Genomic DNA, 17,935 nt, shown 5'->3' on the forward strand with positions numbered 1-17,935 from the left:
CAATTATGTAATGAGTATAAATGCTCAGAAGGGTAAGAAGGCTTTTGTAGTAACGATTATGGTTCAAATCACACAATTTAGAGAACCGTTGAAAATCTATGAACTCCCGAAAAGGCTTGCCATATAAGTATTTCGCATCTAAGTACAATTGCTTATTGCAAAAGTGGGATGCTCCCGCCTTCCAAAGAGTAAAAAGGGAGGATTGAACACCAATTCCAGAGAATAATTTACCCGGGTCAATACCAATGGCAATCGGTTGGGTTTTGTTATCGGAAGGTTCATCGGTTAGCTGGACATAGAAAATATCTAAATCGTTGAATTTGCCGATAGCTTTTCCTTCCTTAATCCACCGTCTGGCCCGACTGGGTTTGGTGGGCATTAACGACTTTCCGTCTTTTGAGATAACAGGAACTCTTGCTATGGAGATAATCCTTAAGAGTGAAGTTAATGTCCCTTACCGCAACACAATCAAGATGTCTTGTCTAACAACGCCTTACCAATAAAGCTTAGAGGGAATCCGAACTAGGGAAGTATTCAGAGGTCTGTGCCAGATTGTGTCTCGATGCGGTAGTCTTTACTTGCGTCGCCTAAATTGGTCTAGGCAAGCTCAGTCCCTTTTAGGGCGGGGTTAGTGACGAATCAAATTATCTCAAACCCACTCAACGCTTCGACATTTTGTCGGAAAGCGATTAAAGCATGATTAGCTTGATACTCGACGAGACCAGAGAAGATCGCCTCCGAGACTTCCTGCGAGACAACGGTTTTGATCTCAATATTAGTGTTTTGACATCCTCGCCGCCGTAAAACGGACGGCGATTCCTCACCACGCCACTTTTTAAGGGTGGTCGCGTCAATGGGGTTGACGCAGATAGCGAAAAACGCTTAATTGCTTAAGTCTGACACTTTCGACCCGTCCGTTTTGAGTGTCCGAATGCCGGACGGCCACTTTGAACAAGTCGAAAAAATCTCATGTTCAACCTTATTTCCTAGAAAGTTTTACTCGTTCAAGGCCGAATTTGAATTCTTTTCTGAACGAAACCAGGCTCTCCTCGACTTTGTGTGATAATTTTTGATCATAGAATCGTGAAATGTTTACTGGGAAAGACTTTTAGTGCTATTTTGCTGAAGAAACTATCAGTATAGACCCCGTTTCCACACAGAAACCAGAAGAGCCGAAACCCCCTACTATCTGTGGTCAGGGTTCAGTTTTTAGCTTGGTTATCGCTTTTTCCATTGTAGCTTAAAGCCGTCCTCAAAGGACGGGGTTTTCAAGCCAAATTTTCGATAATAGAATACCTGACTGGGGTACGCTCAAGAGATGGCGATCGCCTCTGTTGTCGGTATCAAAATATTCTCGGAAATCGGCTTGGCATCGGGTAAGTAGTCCATAAAAAGCCTCATCTGATTCATTTGTACAGGACCAAAAATAGTGGCAAAAGAAACATCGGCTGCATCTCGTCCTGTGCCAACGCGAATTAGCCCGCTCTGAGGCACAAGGCGGGTAGGATCGAAAAGATACCAGCGACCCCCTAGATAAGCCTCAAACCAGGCATGAAAATCGGGGGGATTTAAACCATAGGCGTAGCCGGAAACAAAGCGTGCTGGAATATTCAAGGCCCGACAAAAAGCAATGCCTAAATGGGCAAAATCACGACAAACGCCTACCCTTTCTATCGCTGTATCGCAAGCAGAAGTTAAAGAATCACTGCTACCAGAGAGATACAAAACATTGTCATAAATCCAGTTACAGATAGCTGTCACCCGGGAATAACCAGGGACTAAATTGCCAAATTCAGCCGCGACAAAGCGCAATAATCGATCTGACTGACAGTAACGACTCGGATAAAGATAGTACAAGATATCGAGGGGTAAATCGGCTGGCTTTACTTCAAAAACCGTACTGGGGTCTGAATAATAAGGAGATAAGCCAACGGTCGCTCGATAGGAAATTTGCAAATTGCCAGGAGGGGCATTGAGTCGAAAGTATCGGTTTCCACTGACAGAAGTGATGTATTCCTCAATCGACCGTTGAGAGTTAGAATGGAGGTCTTCCTGAACAATAATCTGATGGTTGTTGCTGACAATAGCAACATTAAGAATTAGAGTGCTTGCTTGCTCAATGCTGTAGTTTAATTCACAGCCAAGTTCGTACTTTAGCATATAGTTTTTTCCTGTCCTTTCAATACGAGCAGATGCTGGAGCCGAAGCCGATTGTAACGCTGCACCCACAAACAAGGCAGGTTGAAGGCTGTTCCCACGGCGAGGTTTACCAGCACACCCCAGTCAGGAGTCCAGAGCATCGTCACTAACCAAAACAGCCAGATGGCGATGTGAACGTATTCCGCGCGACGGGTTTCAGCCAAAAAACGGGACATTACGGCACAGTCCCCACCGCCAACGGATGTTTTGCGAAAACCTCCTGGGAAGAAATCCCCTGCTTCTGGCAACCGATTCTTCCAGCGATTGATCCGCAGTACCCGATTGTACCATTGTCTATCTTCCCCCCAGGGTCGTGGCCGGGTCAGGCAGGTGTCCGTTTCTAGGAATTTCAGGGGAAGTCGATGACCGACAAAACCGATCAAAAGTGACCAGGCTGTCCAACCGACCACACAAAGCCCGACGATTACCCCATCCGGTAACTGTAGTATAGATAATCTCATTCATTCACCTTGCCATCGGGTACTTATCCTTCGTCCTTTCCATTCGATTTGACCACGTTCGAGATTCAGAATGGCCAGCAGGAACACTGCAATGAAGAAGGCAACCGGAATGGGGAAGAAAAAGACGATTGCTCCGAATGAACCCACTGGCCATACAATTATGGCTAACTGTATGGCGAAGGCAAGATAAAGCAGTACGTTATATAGTAAGGATGAATTCCCGACAATCGGCCAGCCAAATAGGGATGCGGGCAGACACCAAGCCGCCCAGAACAACCCTGAAAGCCAGAACACAACCGCCAGCATCCGCAGCCAAGAGACTTCCCCTGCTGCCGTTGCAAAGTTTTTGTCGAAACCAACAACCAAGTCCCGCAGCCCGCCGGGGTACATCCGATAGTCCAGTTGGCCATGACCAATGTAGGCACTTGCTGGCAGTCCCGCACTCTCATAAATATGAGCCATGAACCAGTCTTCTACAACATATCCTGCCACAGCGTCGTGGCCGCCGACCCGCTCATAGTCATCCTTGCTGGTAGCCATAGCTGGTCCAAAAGCCACACCACCTCTTGCTCCCAGTTTGACGGCCATCAAGCCGACGAGATTGAACAGAACCGCTAACAGTTCGTAGGGGCGTTCAGTGCGGTGATAGGGCTGAACTGAGACCAGACCACCTAAGTGTTGAACAGTTGCCACCAGCCTGCGGAGCAGCTCCTCCCCTGGCTCAGTGTCGGCATCGAGAAAGACGAGAATATCGCCAGATGAGGCTGCATATCCGGTTTTGAGTGCCCAGTTTTTCCCTGTCCAACCTGTGGGCAAAGGGCTAGTCTGCACTACTTTCACCCCGGCCTGTTCGGCGATCTGTGGGGTAGCATCGGCGGACTGGTCATCGATGACAATGATTTCGTAGGGCTTGAATGTTTGCTGCTTTAAGGCTGTTAGCAAATTAGGGAGGGTACTCTCTTCATTCCTCGCCGGAATCAAGACCGAGACTTTAGGCGAACCGACGACTGAAAGGTCTGGAAGTCGCGGCAACCGCCACATCAATCCCCAGCCTATTAGCCAGCGCACCACCAGTGTGATGGACATCAGATCCATAATGATTCAACCTTTCCTTCCGTCTAGAACATCACTCACCTACCGATACGAATTCCCTTGAGAAAACTCAGCAATCCGAACACCTTAAGAATCCACAAAACGAGGGCGATGACAACCACAATGTTCAGGATTTGCTTGATCTTGCTGTCCATCGGAATGTAGTTGTTCACGAGCCACAATAGAACCCCAACCACGATGATAACTACCATAAACTGTACCAGATCCATGACTGACCTCCTTTCTCCGATCTAATGAGTTCTAATGAGTTTCGTTAAGCATTTTATTCTCTCTATCATACACATATGCTTGTTAGGTGGCGGTACACCGTTGTGCTTGTTTCCCTCTCATGCGACCGTTCCGAACAGGGCACCCACGGCTGCGGTCAGCCCCATGGCGATCGCACCCCAAAAGGCGACTCGAACGGCCGATTTGATCACGGGGGCTCCACCAGTGCGTGCGGCCAGCACTCCCAGCGCGGTCAGAAAAATCAGAGAGTTTCCAAATACAACGGGTACCAATCTCGATTCTGGTGCTACCAGCACGGTGAGCAGCGGCATGGCTGCACCGACGGCAAACGCACCTGCCGATGCCAGCGCCGCTTGAACTGGTCGAGCGGTCAGGCTCTCGGAGATGCCCAGTTCATCCCGGGCGTGTGCACCTAAGGCATCACGAGTCATCAACTGCTCGGCGACTTGTTTGGCTAACAACGGATCGAGTCCACGAGCCACATAGATTGCCGCCAGTTCCTCTCGCTCGGATGGTTCGTCGATATCAAGTTCTTTCCGTTCCCGCGAGAGATCGGCCTTCTCAGTATCGGCTTGTGAACTGACAGAGACGTACTCACCAGCGGCCATTGACATCGCCCCAGCCACCAAGCCAGCCACCCCAGCCACTAACACCTCGCTTCGAGACGTGTGTGCCGCCGCAACCCCAACGATTAGACTTGCGGTTGAGACAATGCCGTCGTTTGCACCCAAAACTGCAGCCCGTAGCCAGCCGATTCGCCCTGTACGATGTCGTTCTCTGTGGCTTCTGGGCATTCTCTTTCTCTCCCTTATGATTAATTGAGGTGGCGAGTATTCATTTTGCCTCGTCAACCATCTGAATGGTCTTTTCCTCAACCTCTTTGGCAACTTGAGCTAACGCTACATCCTGATATAGTGCTGAAAGCATTTGCACTGGCTTAATCAGGCCGATCTGAGTTTTGCCTTTCTTTCGTAAACATTGAGATACGACACGGTAACGCCATGTTTAGGCGCATATCGGTGGCTAAAACTCCCCGAAAAGCTTGGTTTAATCAGGTCTTACTTTTCTGTGGTTCCGGCAGCAGCCTCTGCATCTAGTCTAGCGGCGATCGCTTCCAAGGTTGCTTTTTCAGCCTCTTCCATCATCGCCATCGCTAACAAGATCGCTGTAGCTGCATAGTCTTCAGCTTTATCTGCCCGATGTTCGAGCTTCTTGACTTCGCGACTCGCTCTCCATTCCTCGATATTCGACTCTACCTCAGATTCTTTTTCCTCAAATTGAGTTTTGAGTCTTGCTCTGTACTCATCAAATTCTTGTTTCTTAGCGTCTAGCTGTGCCTTCGCTTCGTCGAGTTTCGATTGAATCTCAGCTTGAGTTTTTTTCATCGCGGATTGAATGCTTTCCTTAAGGGATTTTGCTCTGTTTTCAACCGCTTCTAAATTGTCGTGGAGTTGTTTGGTGAAGTTGTCAATTCTAGTACTCATGATGCTTCCTCTTGCTGATTTCAGAATAATGTAGGCAAACCTGTGGCAATGAATTTGAGCTAAACATCGCAGCTTGGTTGCGAGTCGGAGTTTTTTGGCTTGCAAGCCAAGCCACAACGATTATTAGCTAATACGTCCCCTCAGAAATAAGTTGTAGACAATGCCAATCAGCACCAAAACCAAAAGCAGGTGAATTAAGCTGCCCCCAACGTGAACTGAGAAGCCTAACAACCAGAGAATGAAAAGTATAACAACGGCAGTCCAAACGAGATCAAACATAATTCCCTCTTTCCTTTAGATAAAAGTAATGAAAATTGATTCGGAGTAAAAGATTTCAATCGATCTTTAATTAAAGATATTTTGAACCGCATCTTTTAAATCTTCTACTACATTGCGACCTTGGCTTTCGGCTTGCTTAGCTTTTCCAGCAACTTGATCGTTGCGATTACCAGTAGCCTTACCTATTGTCTCTTGAGCTTTGCCTTCAATGTTTTTTGTTACTGCTTTTGTTCTCCCTTTTAACTTCATCTTGTCTTTGATATCTTCGGCTGTATTACGAGCCTGACTTTCGACCTGCTTGGCTTTTCCCATCATCTGATCTTTGGGATCACCTGTTATGTTGCCGATCGCTTCTTGAGCTTTGCCCTCAATATTCTTAGTCATTGCCTCGACTCGATTCATGGTCGCAATTTGGGGTGGTAAAGTTCCAGCCCAACTATTTGTAGTTCCAAAGTCAAAAGCGATGGTAATTGTCAGCATTATAGTTAAAATCATGGTGACAACAAAGCGACGAATCTGTTGAAATGAAATCATTGTTTTAATCTCCAAAAAAAATTGATTGGTTAATAATCTGCTTAGACATTAGCTGGTCTTTATGGTTTCTTGATTGGTAAAATAGGAACGATTGTGTACTTTGTCAACCAAGTCTTGGTACTTACCATGACGGTAACAAATATCAATTAGATGAAATCTTTGTAGATCAAGAGTTCTGTATTGCAGTAAATCCTGATATTCTACTTCCATATCTCCACAGAGAGTCTCAAATTCACTGTCAGTATAAGCATCCTTAATTTGCTTCCGTAATTGTTCTTTTGTTACAGTATTATTTGGGGTTGGTGTTCTTTGTTGGTTTGGTGGTTTTTTTGAAAATTCTGGGTTTATAGCAATTACGAAATTTTCGGCTGCTAATTTTATAAATGGATGTTGAGTAGATTGTTGTTGAGGGACATTTTTGGAGATATAGTCACATAAACTCATGATGTAAACTTCCTTGTCATTGTTGGCTGCTTTACCATTCAATCCTTCGAGTAAATAGTGGGTAAATAGCCCATTTTCCCAATTCTCAAATTCCCAAGATACCTCATTAGATTTGCACGAAGCGATAATAACTCGCCCTTGTCCATTAGCCATTTGATTGTAAGTTGTGTGAGATAAACCTTTTTGGATTTCAATGTTTGGATCTCTGGGTTCACCGACTCCACCAGAGTGACAGCTATCCAGAAAAACAACTAAACGATCTGCATGAATTGCTCGCAAAGCCGTCGTAAATTCTTCACTGCTAATACAACTTTCTTTAAGCTGATCTAAATTAGCCTCTACAGGACATAAATATTCTCCTGGCGAAAATCCTCCAACAGAACGCATTCCATGTCCAGAAAAGAAAATAATTGCTGTGTCCTCTTTTTTGGTAGAACTAGCCAGCCAATCTAGTTTTTGACTAATGTTATTTTTGGTGGCATCTCCATCTTTCAAAATACTAATGTTTTCAGAAGAATAGCCATTCTTAAGCAAGGTTTTAAATAAACCATCAACATCATTTGTAGTCTTGGCGAGTGGACGAACATGGCGATAGTTAGCCACTCCAATTAACAAGGCATAAAAGTGCATATTAGTTGGCTCCTGAATGGGATTGTGAATAGTTTTGCTTTGACTGATTGGCATCGCAAGATCATCCAATTTTTCGCCTGATTGGTGAGCATCCCAATTCTCCCAAACTTCTTTTACTTTATCGATAAATAATGATCTATCAAAATCGTGTACAAGAAAAAATCCTCTTATTTTATTTACACAGTGATATTGATTTACTTCTCTTTGGCTCAAAGGTGCTGCGGTAACTACGATAACTGGTATTTGTTTTCGCCCAGCAATATCCAATAGAACATTCCCTTTTAGTTCATAATTCTGATATTTTTTTTTCCTTCTAATGGCTTCACTGTTTTCGCCCAAGCTCATGTCAGTAATAAGTAAATCCCAATGATCTTGTCCAGAAAGAGACTCATAAGCTTCATTATAAGTCTCAGCTTTTTTAGTATAGAATTCGTGACCGTTTAAAGCTAAAGCGATTCTTTCTTTAACGATATCTTGATCGTCAGGCCTATATTCGACTCGCAAAATTCTGAATTCTCGATCTGGCATATCAATCTCCTTATGCTTATCTGTGAAGTTAAAAGAATCCCTGATCAATTAATAGGTAAGGTAACAGTGAATTGAGATCCTTTACCTATTTCACTGTCAAAGGTGATATTACCCTTTAAACTTTCAATATAGGTCTGAGCTAACCACAATCCAATTCCCATACCGTGTCCTGAAGATGGCATACTATAGCTAGGCTCAAAGATTAGATCACGATCTTCTTCGGAAATGCCTATCCCCGTATCTTTGACCCACACTTTAATTAAAGTTTCTCCCTCACTATCAATTGGTTCACCCCCAATCGATAAAGTTCCCCCTTCTGGCATGGCATTGGCAGCATTGCGGATTAGATTATCAAAAACATCAGTCAATTGCTGTTTACCCACCGAAATATCCGGTAAGTTGTCAGGTAATTCGATTTGTTTAACGATATTAGATGGGAAATCATCGACTTGTGCCAGAGCATCTTGTACGACTTCGGCAATATTAATCGGTAATTTATCCTCTTGCTGAATCCACACTTGCATCCGTTGAGCTTTTTGGAGAATCCGTTCTGCTGAAGCTCGAATCCGAAGTGCTTTCCCTTCGCTATAGGGATCGCCCACATCGTAAATATCTTCTGCCCATACTCGAATTGCCCCCACCTCACTATTTATTCGATGAATCAAGGAACTGGTGACGGTTCCAAGATCAGCTAAAGCCCTCACTTTAACCAGTTGTTCTCTATTTTTCACGCTTTGAATAGCAATAACAACCTGATCTGCCAAAGCTTCTAACATTTGTTTATCTCTTTCGTCAAATGCTCCCTTGCGGTAGCTTTCTAGGTTGATGACACCCACTAGACGATCTTGATCCACTATGGGAACACATAGCTCCGAATTCGATGGTTCATCGTAACGTTTGTAGCGATTGCCCTTGTCCTTAGTAACATCGTTCACTAAAACGGTTTCTCGATGTTGAGCCACCCATCCCGTAATGCCCTCTCCGAGTTTCGTGCGAATCGAAGAAGCCCCTGGTGCATTCGCTGGATGCCAAACCTCCATAACTAATTCTTGGCTTACGGAATCAAAAAGTCGAATATCTGCTAAGTCTGCGCCAGTGCATTCCAGAGATCGTTGCATAATCAGGTTTAGGAGTTGTTTATCATCTTTTAATGGGAGTTGTTTATTATCTAAGCCGATAGCGGTTTTAATGTGGCGATTAATCTCACTGAAGGCTCTCAACCATTGCTGTCGATTTTCCAGCCATTGCTGATTCATAATAGCGATCGCGGCTGAAGCGGCAAGGGTTTCAATAATTATTTTTTCATCAGGTTCAAAAACATGAGGTCGTCGATAATTGATCAAGAGTGTGCCGACAATTTGATCATTGACTTTCAGCAAAATTCCTGCTGCTGCCTGAATCTCTTCTTTTTTAGCAAATAAGGACTCTTTGAATATTTCTTGACAGGCTACATCATCAGGATAGACATTCTTTCCATGTTTGACGAGTTTAGCAGGTACATCCTCGCTATCGATTTCTGTTTGTGCTTGTTGGCTAAACTTTAGTCTTCCTGCTCTAGCGGGTTGAGAGAGAAATTGATCATTGGCTTCAATGTATCTGTAAATCGTGATAGTATCAGCGGCTAGTAGATTGAGGGTACTCCAGGCAATCTGGTTCAGTAAGTCCTCTTTATCTAGATTCTTGGTCAAAGATTGAGCCACTGAATGAAGCACTTTGAGTTGAGTATTTCTGTCTCGCTGATGTTCGTAAGTTATCCCATGACGGATGGCTTCTTCAACCCGATTATCAAAGAGTTTTAGCCAACTAATTACCCTTTTGTCAAAAGGATTCTCCTTCTTGAAATGAAAATACAAACATCCTGTATATTGCTCAACAATTAAGGGAATAATAATAATTGCTTTAATTCCCAGATCAAATGCTTTTTGATTGTAATCTTTTAGGGTTATGGCATTTTGTCCTTGAGACAAATCTGGTACAAATTTTTCTTGATCATCCTTGATCGCCTTTTGACCTAGACCACCTTTTCTGGGGGGACTTTTTCTGATAAAGTCACGACCAATTAATTCAGAAAAAACTTCGTAAGAGTAAGGAATGCGATCTGCCTCAATCACTAAAGGTTTTTTCTTGATACTTCCGTCAGAAATGACTTCCAGAACATAAGGTTTTAGTGGCAATCCTTCTAGAAAATGAAGGCTAGTTCCATCAGCTTCAACTGCTTTCATGGCAATTTTAGCAATCTTGTCCAAAACGCAAGGAAGTTGAGTTTCACGAATCTTTAAAGCCCACTCACCTGCCTTTTTAATTAGATCAATCACTTCTTCTATTTCAATCTTTTTTAATGGATTCTTATATCCTACTTCTATTGTTCCAATTACTTTAACTTCATCGCCTACACAGGATTCAGGTAGAAAAATTTCTGCGACACTCTGTTGACCATTATCTTGAGATTGATGTTTTCCAATCTCCTTAAACCAATTTTTAGTAACCTCATTATTAATAAAATTTCCCCGAAAGTCATTAAACCATTGTTGATCATTTTTACCTTTATCATCCTGCACTAAAATCAGAGGAGTAAAAACCCGTATCAGATTCTGGTGATTGTTATCATCGTAAACCCATTTATCAAACCGCCCCCGTTTATCCCAACCAGCAATAACTTCAGTTCGGCAAGTTTGGCAAATATCGGCTTGAATATCTCTTAAACTGGGGTCAGGTTCTAGATAGTGCCTAGCTTTTCCAGCCCAGTCAGTTCCCTTTACTGCTTCAATAATTTGTTCTTCAGAACGAATCAACTGAATTGAAGCAAAATCATAGCCTAGCCCGATACATTGTTGAACAATGTTGGCAAAAACTTCTTCTTGTTTAAATAGCTGAAGAGTTGCCTTTTCTATCTGGGTTTCAATTTCATTTAAAATATGTTCATCCACCATAATTGTCTCCCTTTCATTTATTTTATCTTGATTGTATCTTGAATACTGTTCCTGGTTCTAACGGTTTTAAGCGATTTCTTGATGAAGAGTTCTTAGGACTTGCGTAAAAAAATACTGGCTAGACAATCCATATTCAGTAGCATAGTCCAGAACTTAAAATGAAATGACCTACTAATCAACAATCTTTTTAACTTCGTCCTTCACATCTTCGACCGTGTGACGAACTCTTGCCTCTGCCTGTTTTTCCTTGCCCTCTGCTTGAGCTTTGGGATCGCCAGTCAGATCGCCTACTGCTTCTTGAATTTTACCTTCGATATTTTTGGCGGTTGCCTTGGCTCTATCTTTTAAACTCATGATATGCTCCTTGTTAAATTGGCTTCCTGATATTAGGTGTAATAGGTGGTTGTTTGATTTCTTGAATGAATTGATTGAATTGATTGAATACGATACAAAATGTAACTCAAGGTTAAGAAGCTGTTTGAAAAGTTATCAGGAAGTAGTTGAGTCCGACTTGGCGGGTGCTAAACGTCTCAACATTAGATGTACCATCGCCGCATAAATCATCGCCTCGCTGGTAGTCGGTAAATATTCGTGATCTTTGCTTAAACGACGGAAACATCCCAACCAAGCGTAGGTTCGCTCGACTACCCATCTTTTCGGTAACAGGACAAATCCTTTTTGGTCATCGCTCCGCTTGACCACTTCCAATGCCCATCCGTAGCGTTCCTTGATTTTAGACAGAAGTTTCTGACCCCCTATCCGCCCGAATACTCCGACCCCGTTTAACTCCTCCTTCCACGGCGTTCAAACAACCGTTCGACCTTGGGAATTAAGGATAAGATTCCCAAGGCTAAGAGAGTGCTGAGAATGGCCGTCGCTTCTCGCCCCATCCCTGCCGCTACGCCGATGGCCGCCGTTAGCCATATGCCCGCCGCCGTGGTCATCCCCTTAGCCTCCTCTTGGTGCCTTCCTATAATGATCGATCCGGCCCCAAGGAATCCCACCCCAGCGATCAAGCCCTGCAACACACGAGTTAAATCTGCGATCGATGCCCCAGATTGTTGAGGAATGAGGACGAAGAGTGCTGCCCCGAAAGAAACCAGCATATGCGTTCGCAACCCTGCCGCCTTGCCCTTGATCTCCCGATCGTACCCCAGTAGACCACCAAGGATCGCCGCAAGCAAGAAACGTAAAATGATGCGGATAATTTGAGCCACATCGGTGATCTCGGAGAATTCCGATAGCACAGTATTCCATATCACTTGCCACACACCCGTAGTCCCTCCTTACTTTGGCTGTACTTCATTCTACAAAGTTGGCTGTAATTTCTTTATTGATGTCCGATCGTTCTACCGATAGATTGCATCATCAATCGTGACTCGGAAAAACTCACCCTCTGACTCAAACCGCTCAGTGCCAAAGCAGCAATTATCATTTTGAAAAAAATCAGATAAAATTCTCTTATTTAAATAGAGAACTTGTGTAGAAGCATTATTTTTTGACAGATAATTATCATCCAACGCTGGAGATAGACAGGTTTTAATAACTTTGTCCATGAAAAATCGATTTCAACTCATAAATCTGGATGAAATTCTAAGAAAATTTTTAGTTTTTTTTATAAACAACTTTCTTTTTCTCCTTCAATAGTTCTGACATTTTTAACTAGAATTTACTTGTTTAAATGGGACATATTCGGTGAGAATAAATGAGAAAAATTCCGACCAATTCTTAAACTAAATAAATTTTAATAGGGTACGAATATCATTAAAGAAAGAAGTCCGAGTTACTAATAGCTCACGAATCTTTTGATAGGTGTAATTAACTAAATCCAAAACGGTATGAAATAAAAAAGCTAGTAAATTTAAAGACAATAAGAACTCGCACAAATGATTCTGACCATGACCAAAGTTATGCTCTAAATTATAACCGTGATTTTTAAGAACGTTATTGCCTTCATTTTCAACTTTCCATCTGCTACGCCCAGCTTTGACAATTTCTTCGACATTATTTTCCATGATTTTATGATTAGTTATCCAATTATTTTGGTAGATAATTTTCTGGGTTTTCTCATTAATAACAGTCACTTCACACCAATTAACTTCGAGACTTGAGTCGCCCTCTCTTAAGGGAACTCTAGAAGCATAACGATAACGATAAATTAGATTTTTTCGTCCATCCCATTGTTTCTTTTCAACGGTCGTAACTTCGCCACTTTTTTCTAAAAATTCTAGCCATTCATATAAAGTTTTATGCGACGTTTCCAGACAAACAAAAATGAAATTGTAACCTTGTTTTACCGCTAATTCACAAACAGGTTCGTGAGAATATAAGTCGTCTCCTAAAAGAGTTACAGGATAACCATACTTATTTTTATGATTCTTATTTAACCATCTTTTAACGGCCGCATTTTCACAGTCTTGTTTTTGATTTCCATCTTGTTTTTTAATGAATTCTGGCTCTAAATTAATTACTTGTTTTTGCTTAGGAGACACCACCCTAGGTGTGACACAGCCATGAAAATAAGTTGTAGTTCCATTTCGATGATTACGACAGTTACAATGAGGGCAATTAATTTTCTTGGATGAGAAATATTCTGTGCCATCTAACGCCACTAAAATTTCTCCATCTAAGTAGAGAAACTTTTTCAAAACTCCCTTTTCCTTTAACCATTGATAGACTTTTTGAAAAGTCCTAGAGACATTAGAGGCTGGCACTGGATCTAACAGATTTCTTATTTGATTATCCCCAGGAATTTTTTCAATTGAAAATAAACTTTCAGCATTATCTTTTCCCTTGTTGCTTTTCATTAAACGTTGATGGTCTAAAAAAGACGGCGACTGAGTAAAAAAGACTGAAAATGCAGCCATCACGGCATCTTCTACCTGATATTTTCTATTATTTCCAGGTTTCCTCTCATCGGGTAAATCATGTAATTCTTGACGTAAAAATTGCATTAATTCCGAAATTTCTAGGGTTGCCGCTTTTTGAGCCATCTTGGAATAATTTGACGTGCTGGTGGATTTCTAACTCACCCATTTTACCTTAGCTGACAATAATTATAAATTTTTATTTCCCTTGAATTCCCTATTCTAAAAACAGAACTATCTTCCTGAATTTCCCCCGTTCGTTCTCAGCCAATCCCTTTGATTGCTTGAGTATTTATACTTAATTTATCCAACCAATTGTTTTTTTAGTGATCGCCTCTCCCTGAAAAATAGTCACTTTCTACTATATTTTGCCTTCCAAAATCGGGGTTAATGCTCTATTTATTTCAAAATGAGAATTGCTGCTGATCACTGATTCTAGGCTAATTTAATTGCTGCAGTGACTACCTCTTCTAAAGACTCTAACCAATGAAAGTTAACATCAGCTAAACTCTGACTGAGATCGATCGCTTTGCTGTCAGCTAGGACGCGAAAAATTATTTGTGGTAGGGTGGGATTGGGAAAAGATCGGGGTTCCAAGGTTTGTCTTTCCTGTCGGGTAGCCCGGATCGTTCGTTCGTCGCTGCCCCGGCCGGGTGATAATGGGCTATAACTGCGGTAGTAATTGCTAATACTCTCGATCGCTTTTTGGCCAAAGTCGGGATAACTGATAATATCAACGATAACCACTTTTAAATTAGGCAATAGTTGGAATTGTTGCAGACCAGCCTCTATTTGCTCGTTTAATTGCTCTAATTCTAGTCTTTCCTCCAGTATAAGCCATGCCGCCAGTTTTGCCCCCTTGCCAGCTAAGGCATCCCAGACAGTGGACATCAAACCCTGGCCATTACTGATCATCGCTATTCGGCCAGTTTGATCAATTATCGACCAAGGGGATTGTAATTGGGGTGGGGTCAAAGCGAGGAGATCGAGATGTCTGGCTAAAGCGGCATCATTAACACTTATTTTGCCATCTAGGGCCATCACTTCCCCAGCTTCGTTGATACCCAGGGGATTAATCTCGATAATATCGAGATCTTTGCTGACAAAGAGACTATACATTTTTTCGAGAATTTGACTGATAGACTCGATCAAAGACCCTCTTAAACCCATAGATACGGCTAATTGCCGAGAGAGATAGGGGGAAAATCTCTCTTCAATGACCACTTTTTGCATGGTTTCCAGTAAACTGTCCACATCCATCCCCCCTTGACTCGCACCCAGTAAAACTGGTCTTTGCAGATGATAATCGAGTAAAATGGCTAAAAATATCTCTTGTTGCGGATTATACCGGGCTTCTGCTAGGATTACCTCTGGATATTCTCCGGCGATCGGTAAATGAAAGATAGCATGGGCGGCAGCGATCGCATCAATGGTATTAGCGACAAATTTCACTCCTCCTGCTTTTCCCCGGCCTCCCGCTCGTACCTGGGACTTCAGCACGATAGGATAGGGAATGTTTAATCTTTTTAGTCCCCCCGGTTCGTGGATTGGTTGGGAAGGTAAAATGGGGATGCCGACTTGAGCAAATATTTCCTTGGCTTGGTATTCGAGTAAATCCATAATTGATTAATTGATAAAGTGGCAATTCTCTCTTTGCTCGTTTCGGTAGCTTGGGGACTATGAAGATTATTTTAGCAACAGCATCCGGTTCACGGGTGATCAGGGAGAATATTCTTGGTTTATAGGGATGGGGGACTTGTAGTGACGGCAATCTCGATCGCAAAAATTGAAGTTAATTCGATCGGGTGATTTTTTTTGATAGGATTGAACCTATAATTCTCCCATAAATAGTTATTGTTCCCCATTAACCGTGCCAAACTAAGAACTGCGGACAAATCAAGAGTTTTGGCGTTTCAATAGACCAAATAAACTAATAACTGGCAATTAGTAGGAAATCTCAGTTATTTTTTGCTGAAATTCTCCTTTTTCCCGCATTTTCTTGCTTGGAAACAAACTTTTTTCCGCTTTCGTCTCTGTCTTTAATTCGCTCCCACTAGGAAACTCAGGGGTAAGATGCTATATTTTCAAAAGCAGGGTCGTCATCATCCTCTGACCCTATTAACAATGCTTTTAAGTGCTTCTTTCGTTGTGGTCTCCCTCTCCTTGACTCCTGCGATCGCACGTCAATTCGCCCCAATTAACCCGATTAAACCGATTCCTTTGGGGAATGATCAATTAATTACTGCCGGCACAGACATCCCTGTAAAATACGAGCAAGGGGAAAAAATTCTTTTAACCAAACAAGAAACTTTTTCTTTATCTCTGACCGTCACCGATAATATCAAAAATTCCCAAGGACAGACAATTATTCCCGATGGTAGTCAGATTATCGGAGAAATTAAACCTGATGGTCAAGGTTCGCGTTTTTTATCCCAAAAAATCTTTTTAAAAACCCGTCAACCCCAAGAAAAATCTATTGATGCTATTTCGGCAGTTTTCACTCGTCTAGAAAAGCTAATTAAAGGAGTTAACCCCGACAAAATTATTCAGGGTGCAGTATTAGGAAAATCGGCCGCTTCTGTCCTCGCTTCTTTTACTTCTGACCAACCGGTTAGCGAGGGATTATTACGAGGAGGAGGATTAGAAGTATTAGCCGGCTGGTTATTACGAGGAGAATCGGTGGAATTATTGTCAATTAACCCCAAGGAAGATTTAAAATTAACCCTTCGTTCTGATTTTACCGGTCAGTAACCTAAAAAAAATCTGGTGTGTTAGTTATTTATCTAACACACCAGCTATCTGGACTAAGCGGCGTTTTGCCGATACCATTCAATGGTTTTTCGCAAACCTTCTTTAAATTCCATTTGGGCAACAAAACCGAATTTTTCCCTAGCGCGGGTTGTATCTAAACAGCGTCGCGGTTGACCATTTGGTTTATCTATTTCCCAAACAATTTCGCCATCAAAACCCATTAAATCACAGATTAATTCGACTAAATCTTTGATAGAAATCTCATAATTTGTACCAAGATTAACCGGGTCTGACTCATTATAGAATTGGCTGGCCATAACAATGCCTTGCGCTGCATCGGTGGAGTAGAGAAACTCCCGGGTTGGACTACCATCTCCCCAGACAGGAAGTTGTTTATCCCCCCGTTGTTGTGCCTCATAAACCTTGCGAATTAAAGCAGGAATTACATGGGAACTACCCGGATCAAAATTATCCTCTGGCCCGTATAAATTTACCGGTAAAAGATAAATTCCGTTGAAACCATACTGCAAACGATAGGACTCTAATTGTACCAACAAAGCCTTTTTAGCGATACCATAAGGCGCATTGGTTTCTTCGGGATATCCTGACCATAAATCGTCTTCATGGAAAGGTACTGGAGTAAATTTTGGATAGGCACAAATTGTCCCCACACAGACAAATTTTTGCACTCCTGCTAGATAGGCAGCGTGAATTAATTGGGTTCCCATCATCAAATTATCATAGAATAATTCGGCGGGTTTTTCCCGATTGAGACCGATGCCTCCCACATGGGCAGCCAAATGGATAATTAAATCTTCTTCGTCAGCTAAACGTTGACAGTTTTCCCAAACTCTTAAATCACAATCTTTGGACCGAGGAATTGTAATTTTTTCGGGATTTGCCCCCGCTGCAATTAATTGATTAACTACTTGCCGACCTAAAAATCCAGCCCCCCCGGTGACGACGATTCTTTGTTCGCTTAAATTCAGCATATTTTCACCTCTTTAATCCACAGTTGTCATCGAACGATTGCGAAGATAAGCCAAATCTTTTAATAACTGTTCGCTATCACCACCGTTATTAAGATTAATCCCCAAAGCCGCTAAATCCGCATCTACCATTAATTTTACCAGTCCCTCGAACGTTACCGACGGCTGCCAACCTAATTTCTCTCTGGCTTTTGTGGAATCTCCTATCAATAAATCCACTTCCGCCGGACGCAAATAACGTTCATCAAACTCCACATAATCCTGCCAATTTAAATTAACGTATTGGAAAGAAATATCGAGAAACTCCCGGATAGAATAGGTTTCATTGGTCGCCACTACATAATCATCCGGTTCTTGCTGTTGTAACATTAACCACATCGCCCGCACATAATCCTTAGCATAACCCCAATCCCGTTTAGAATCAAGATTTCCTAGATAGAGTTTTTTCTGTTGTCCGGCAATAATTCGGGCCAAAGCGCGGGTAATTTTGCGCGTGAC

Annotated in this window: 18 protein-coding genes and 2 pseudogenes; 1 reads left to right on the forward strand and 19 read right to left on the reverse strand. The window is 42.4% G+C overall.

The features are described 5' to 3' along the window. From IM456_RS16385 to IM456_RS16460, 17 genes and pseudogenes are all read right to left on the reverse strand, one after another. Positions 1-421: RRXRR domain-containing protein (locus tag IM456_RS16385; protein ID WP_353845519.1), on the reverse strand; the 421-nt coding region annotated here is incomplete at its 3' end. 890 nt (positions 422-1,311) lie between these two features. Beyond that, on the reverse strand, positions 1,312-2,160 hold the full coding sequence (locus tag IM456_RS16390) for a transglutaminase-like domain-containing protein (protein WP_149986767.1): 849 nt from the start codon (positions 2,158-2,160) through the stop codon (positions 1,312-1,314). After that, entirely contained in the window at positions 2,154-2,660 is a 507-nt protein-coding gene (locus IM456_RS16395) for a glycosyl-4,4'-diaponeurosporenoate acyltransferase CrtO family protein (protein ID WP_149986766.1), read from the reverse strand. Before IM456_RS16395 ends, IM456_RS16390 begins: the two co-directional genes overlap by 7 nt. Next, positions 2,661-3,755 carry a glycosyltransferase family 2 protein gene (locus tag IM456_RS16400; RefSeq protein ID WP_287660562.1) on the reverse strand — a complete coding sequence of 365 codons (1,095 nt, stop codon included), beginning with the start codon at positions 3,753-3,755 and terminating at the stop codon, positions 2,661-2,663. A 35-nt stretch (positions 3,756-3,790) separates the two neighbouring features. Further along, the gene (locus tag IM456_RS23380) at positions 3,791-3,982 is read right to left on the reverse strand and encodes a Thivi_2564 family membrane protein (RefSeq protein WP_016515447.1); all 192 of its coding nucleotides are present in this window, start codon (positions 3,980-3,982) and stop codon (positions 3,791-3,793) included. A 117-nt stretch (positions 3,983-4,099) separates the two neighbouring features. Then, the gene (locus IM456_RS16405; protein ID WP_287232590.1) at positions 4,100-4,795 is read right to left on the reverse strand and encodes a VIT1/CCC1 transporter family protein; all 696 of its coding nucleotides are present in this window, start codon (positions 4,793-4,795) and stop codon (positions 4,100-4,102) included. 264 nt (positions 4,796-5,059) lie between these two features. After that, a complete protein-coding gene (locus IM456_RS16410) occupies positions 5,060-5,485 on the reverse strand; it encodes a hypothetical protein (protein WP_016515445.1) in 426 nt (141 codons plus the stop codon). A gap of 123 nt (positions 5,486-5,608) precedes the next feature. Continuing rightward, positions 5,609-5,764 carry a lmo0937 family membrane protein gene (locus IM456_RS16415; protein ID WP_016515444.1) on the reverse strand — a complete coding sequence of 52 codons (156 nt, stop codon included), beginning with the start codon at positions 5,762-5,764 and terminating at the stop codon, positions 5,609-5,611. A 66-nt stretch (positions 5,765-5,830) separates the two neighbouring features. Beyond that, the gene (locus IM456_RS16420) at positions 5,831-6,298 is read right to left on the reverse strand and encodes a CsbD family protein (protein WP_149986764.1); all 468 of its coding nucleotides are present in this window, start codon (positions 6,296-6,298) and stop codon (positions 5,831-5,833) included. 48 nt (positions 6,299-6,346) lie between these two features. Further along, complete coding sequence (locus tag IM456_RS16425; protein ID WP_149986763.1) at positions 6,347-7,900, reverse strand: caspase family protein; 1,554 nt, start codon at positions 7,898-7,900, stop codon at positions 6,347-6,349. A gap of 44 nt (positions 7,901-7,944) precedes the next feature. Then, complete coding sequence (locus IM456_RS16430; protein ID WP_149986762.1) at positions 7,945-10,830, reverse strand: GAF domain-containing protein; 2,886 nt, start codon at positions 10,828-10,830, stop codon at positions 7,945-7,947. Positions 10,831-11,001: 171 nt separating this feature from the next. Then, positions 11,002-11,184: a CsbD family protein gene (locus IM456_RS16435; RefSeq protein WP_016515440.1), complete on the reverse strand. Its 183-nt coding sequence runs from the start codon at positions 11,182-11,184 to the stop codon at positions 11,002-11,004. A 135-nt stretch (positions 11,185-11,319) separates the two neighbouring features. Then, positions 11,320-11,547: pseudogene (locus tag IM456_RS16440) on the reverse strand (transposase); the annotation flags it as partial. Positions 11,548-11,612: 65 nt separating this feature from the next. Further along, on the reverse strand, positions 11,613-12,101 hold the full coding sequence (locus IM456_RS16445; RefSeq protein ID WP_004159254.1) for an MgtC/SapB family protein: 489 nt from the start codon (positions 12,099-12,101) through the stop codon (positions 11,613-11,615). A 78-nt stretch (positions 12,102-12,179) separates the two neighbouring features. After that, the gene (locus IM456_RS16450; RefSeq protein WP_149986761.1) at positions 12,180-12,386 is read right to left on the reverse strand and encodes a hypothetical protein; all 207 of its coding nucleotides are present in this window, start codon (positions 12,384-12,386) and stop codon (positions 12,180-12,182) included. Positions 12,387-12,574: 188 nt separating this feature from the next. Then, positions 12,575-13,823 (reverse strand): annotated as a pseudogene (locus IM456_RS16455) (ISNCY family transposase). Positions 13,824-14,132: 309 nt separating this feature from the next. Next, positions 14,133-15,317, reverse strand: coding sequence for an ATP-grasp domain-containing protein (locus IM456_RS16460; protein ID WP_149986759.1), 1,185 nt, complete (start codon positions 15,315-15,317; stop codon positions 14,133-14,135). A 453-nt stretch (positions 15,318-15,770) separates the two neighbouring features. Here IM456_RS16460 and IM456_RS16465 point away from each other — a divergent pair, with 453 nt between their 5' ends. Continuing rightward, positions 15,771-16,448 carry a hypothetical protein gene (locus IM456_RS16465; protein WP_287693454.1) on the forward strand — a complete coding sequence of 226 codons (678 nt, stop codon included), beginning with the start codon at positions 15,771-15,773 and terminating at the stop codon, positions 16,446-16,448. Between the two features lie 53 nt (positions 16,449-16,501). Here the strand turns inward: IM456_RS16465 and IM456_RS16470 are convergent, their stop codons facing one another. Both IM456_RS16470 and IM456_RS16475 read right to left on the reverse strand, forming a co-directional pair. Further along, positions 16,502-17,440, reverse strand: a complete 939-nt coding sequence (locus IM456_RS16470) for a GDP-L-fucose synthase family protein (RefSeq protein ID WP_149986757.1) — start codon at positions 17,438-17,440, stop codon at positions 16,502-16,504. A gap of 12 nt (positions 17,441-17,452) precedes the next feature. Further along, a partial coding sequence (locus tag IM456_RS16475) for a GDP-mannose 4,6-dehydratase (RefSeq protein ID WP_287693456.1) occupies positions 17,453-17,935 on the reverse strand: 483 nt, incomplete at its 5' end.

It is taken from the genome of Microcystis sp. M079S1 (assembly GCF_020246425.1).
Lineage (GTDB): Bacteria > Cyanobacteriota > Cyanobacteriia > Cyanobacteriales > Microcystaceae > Microcystis > Microcystis aeruginosa.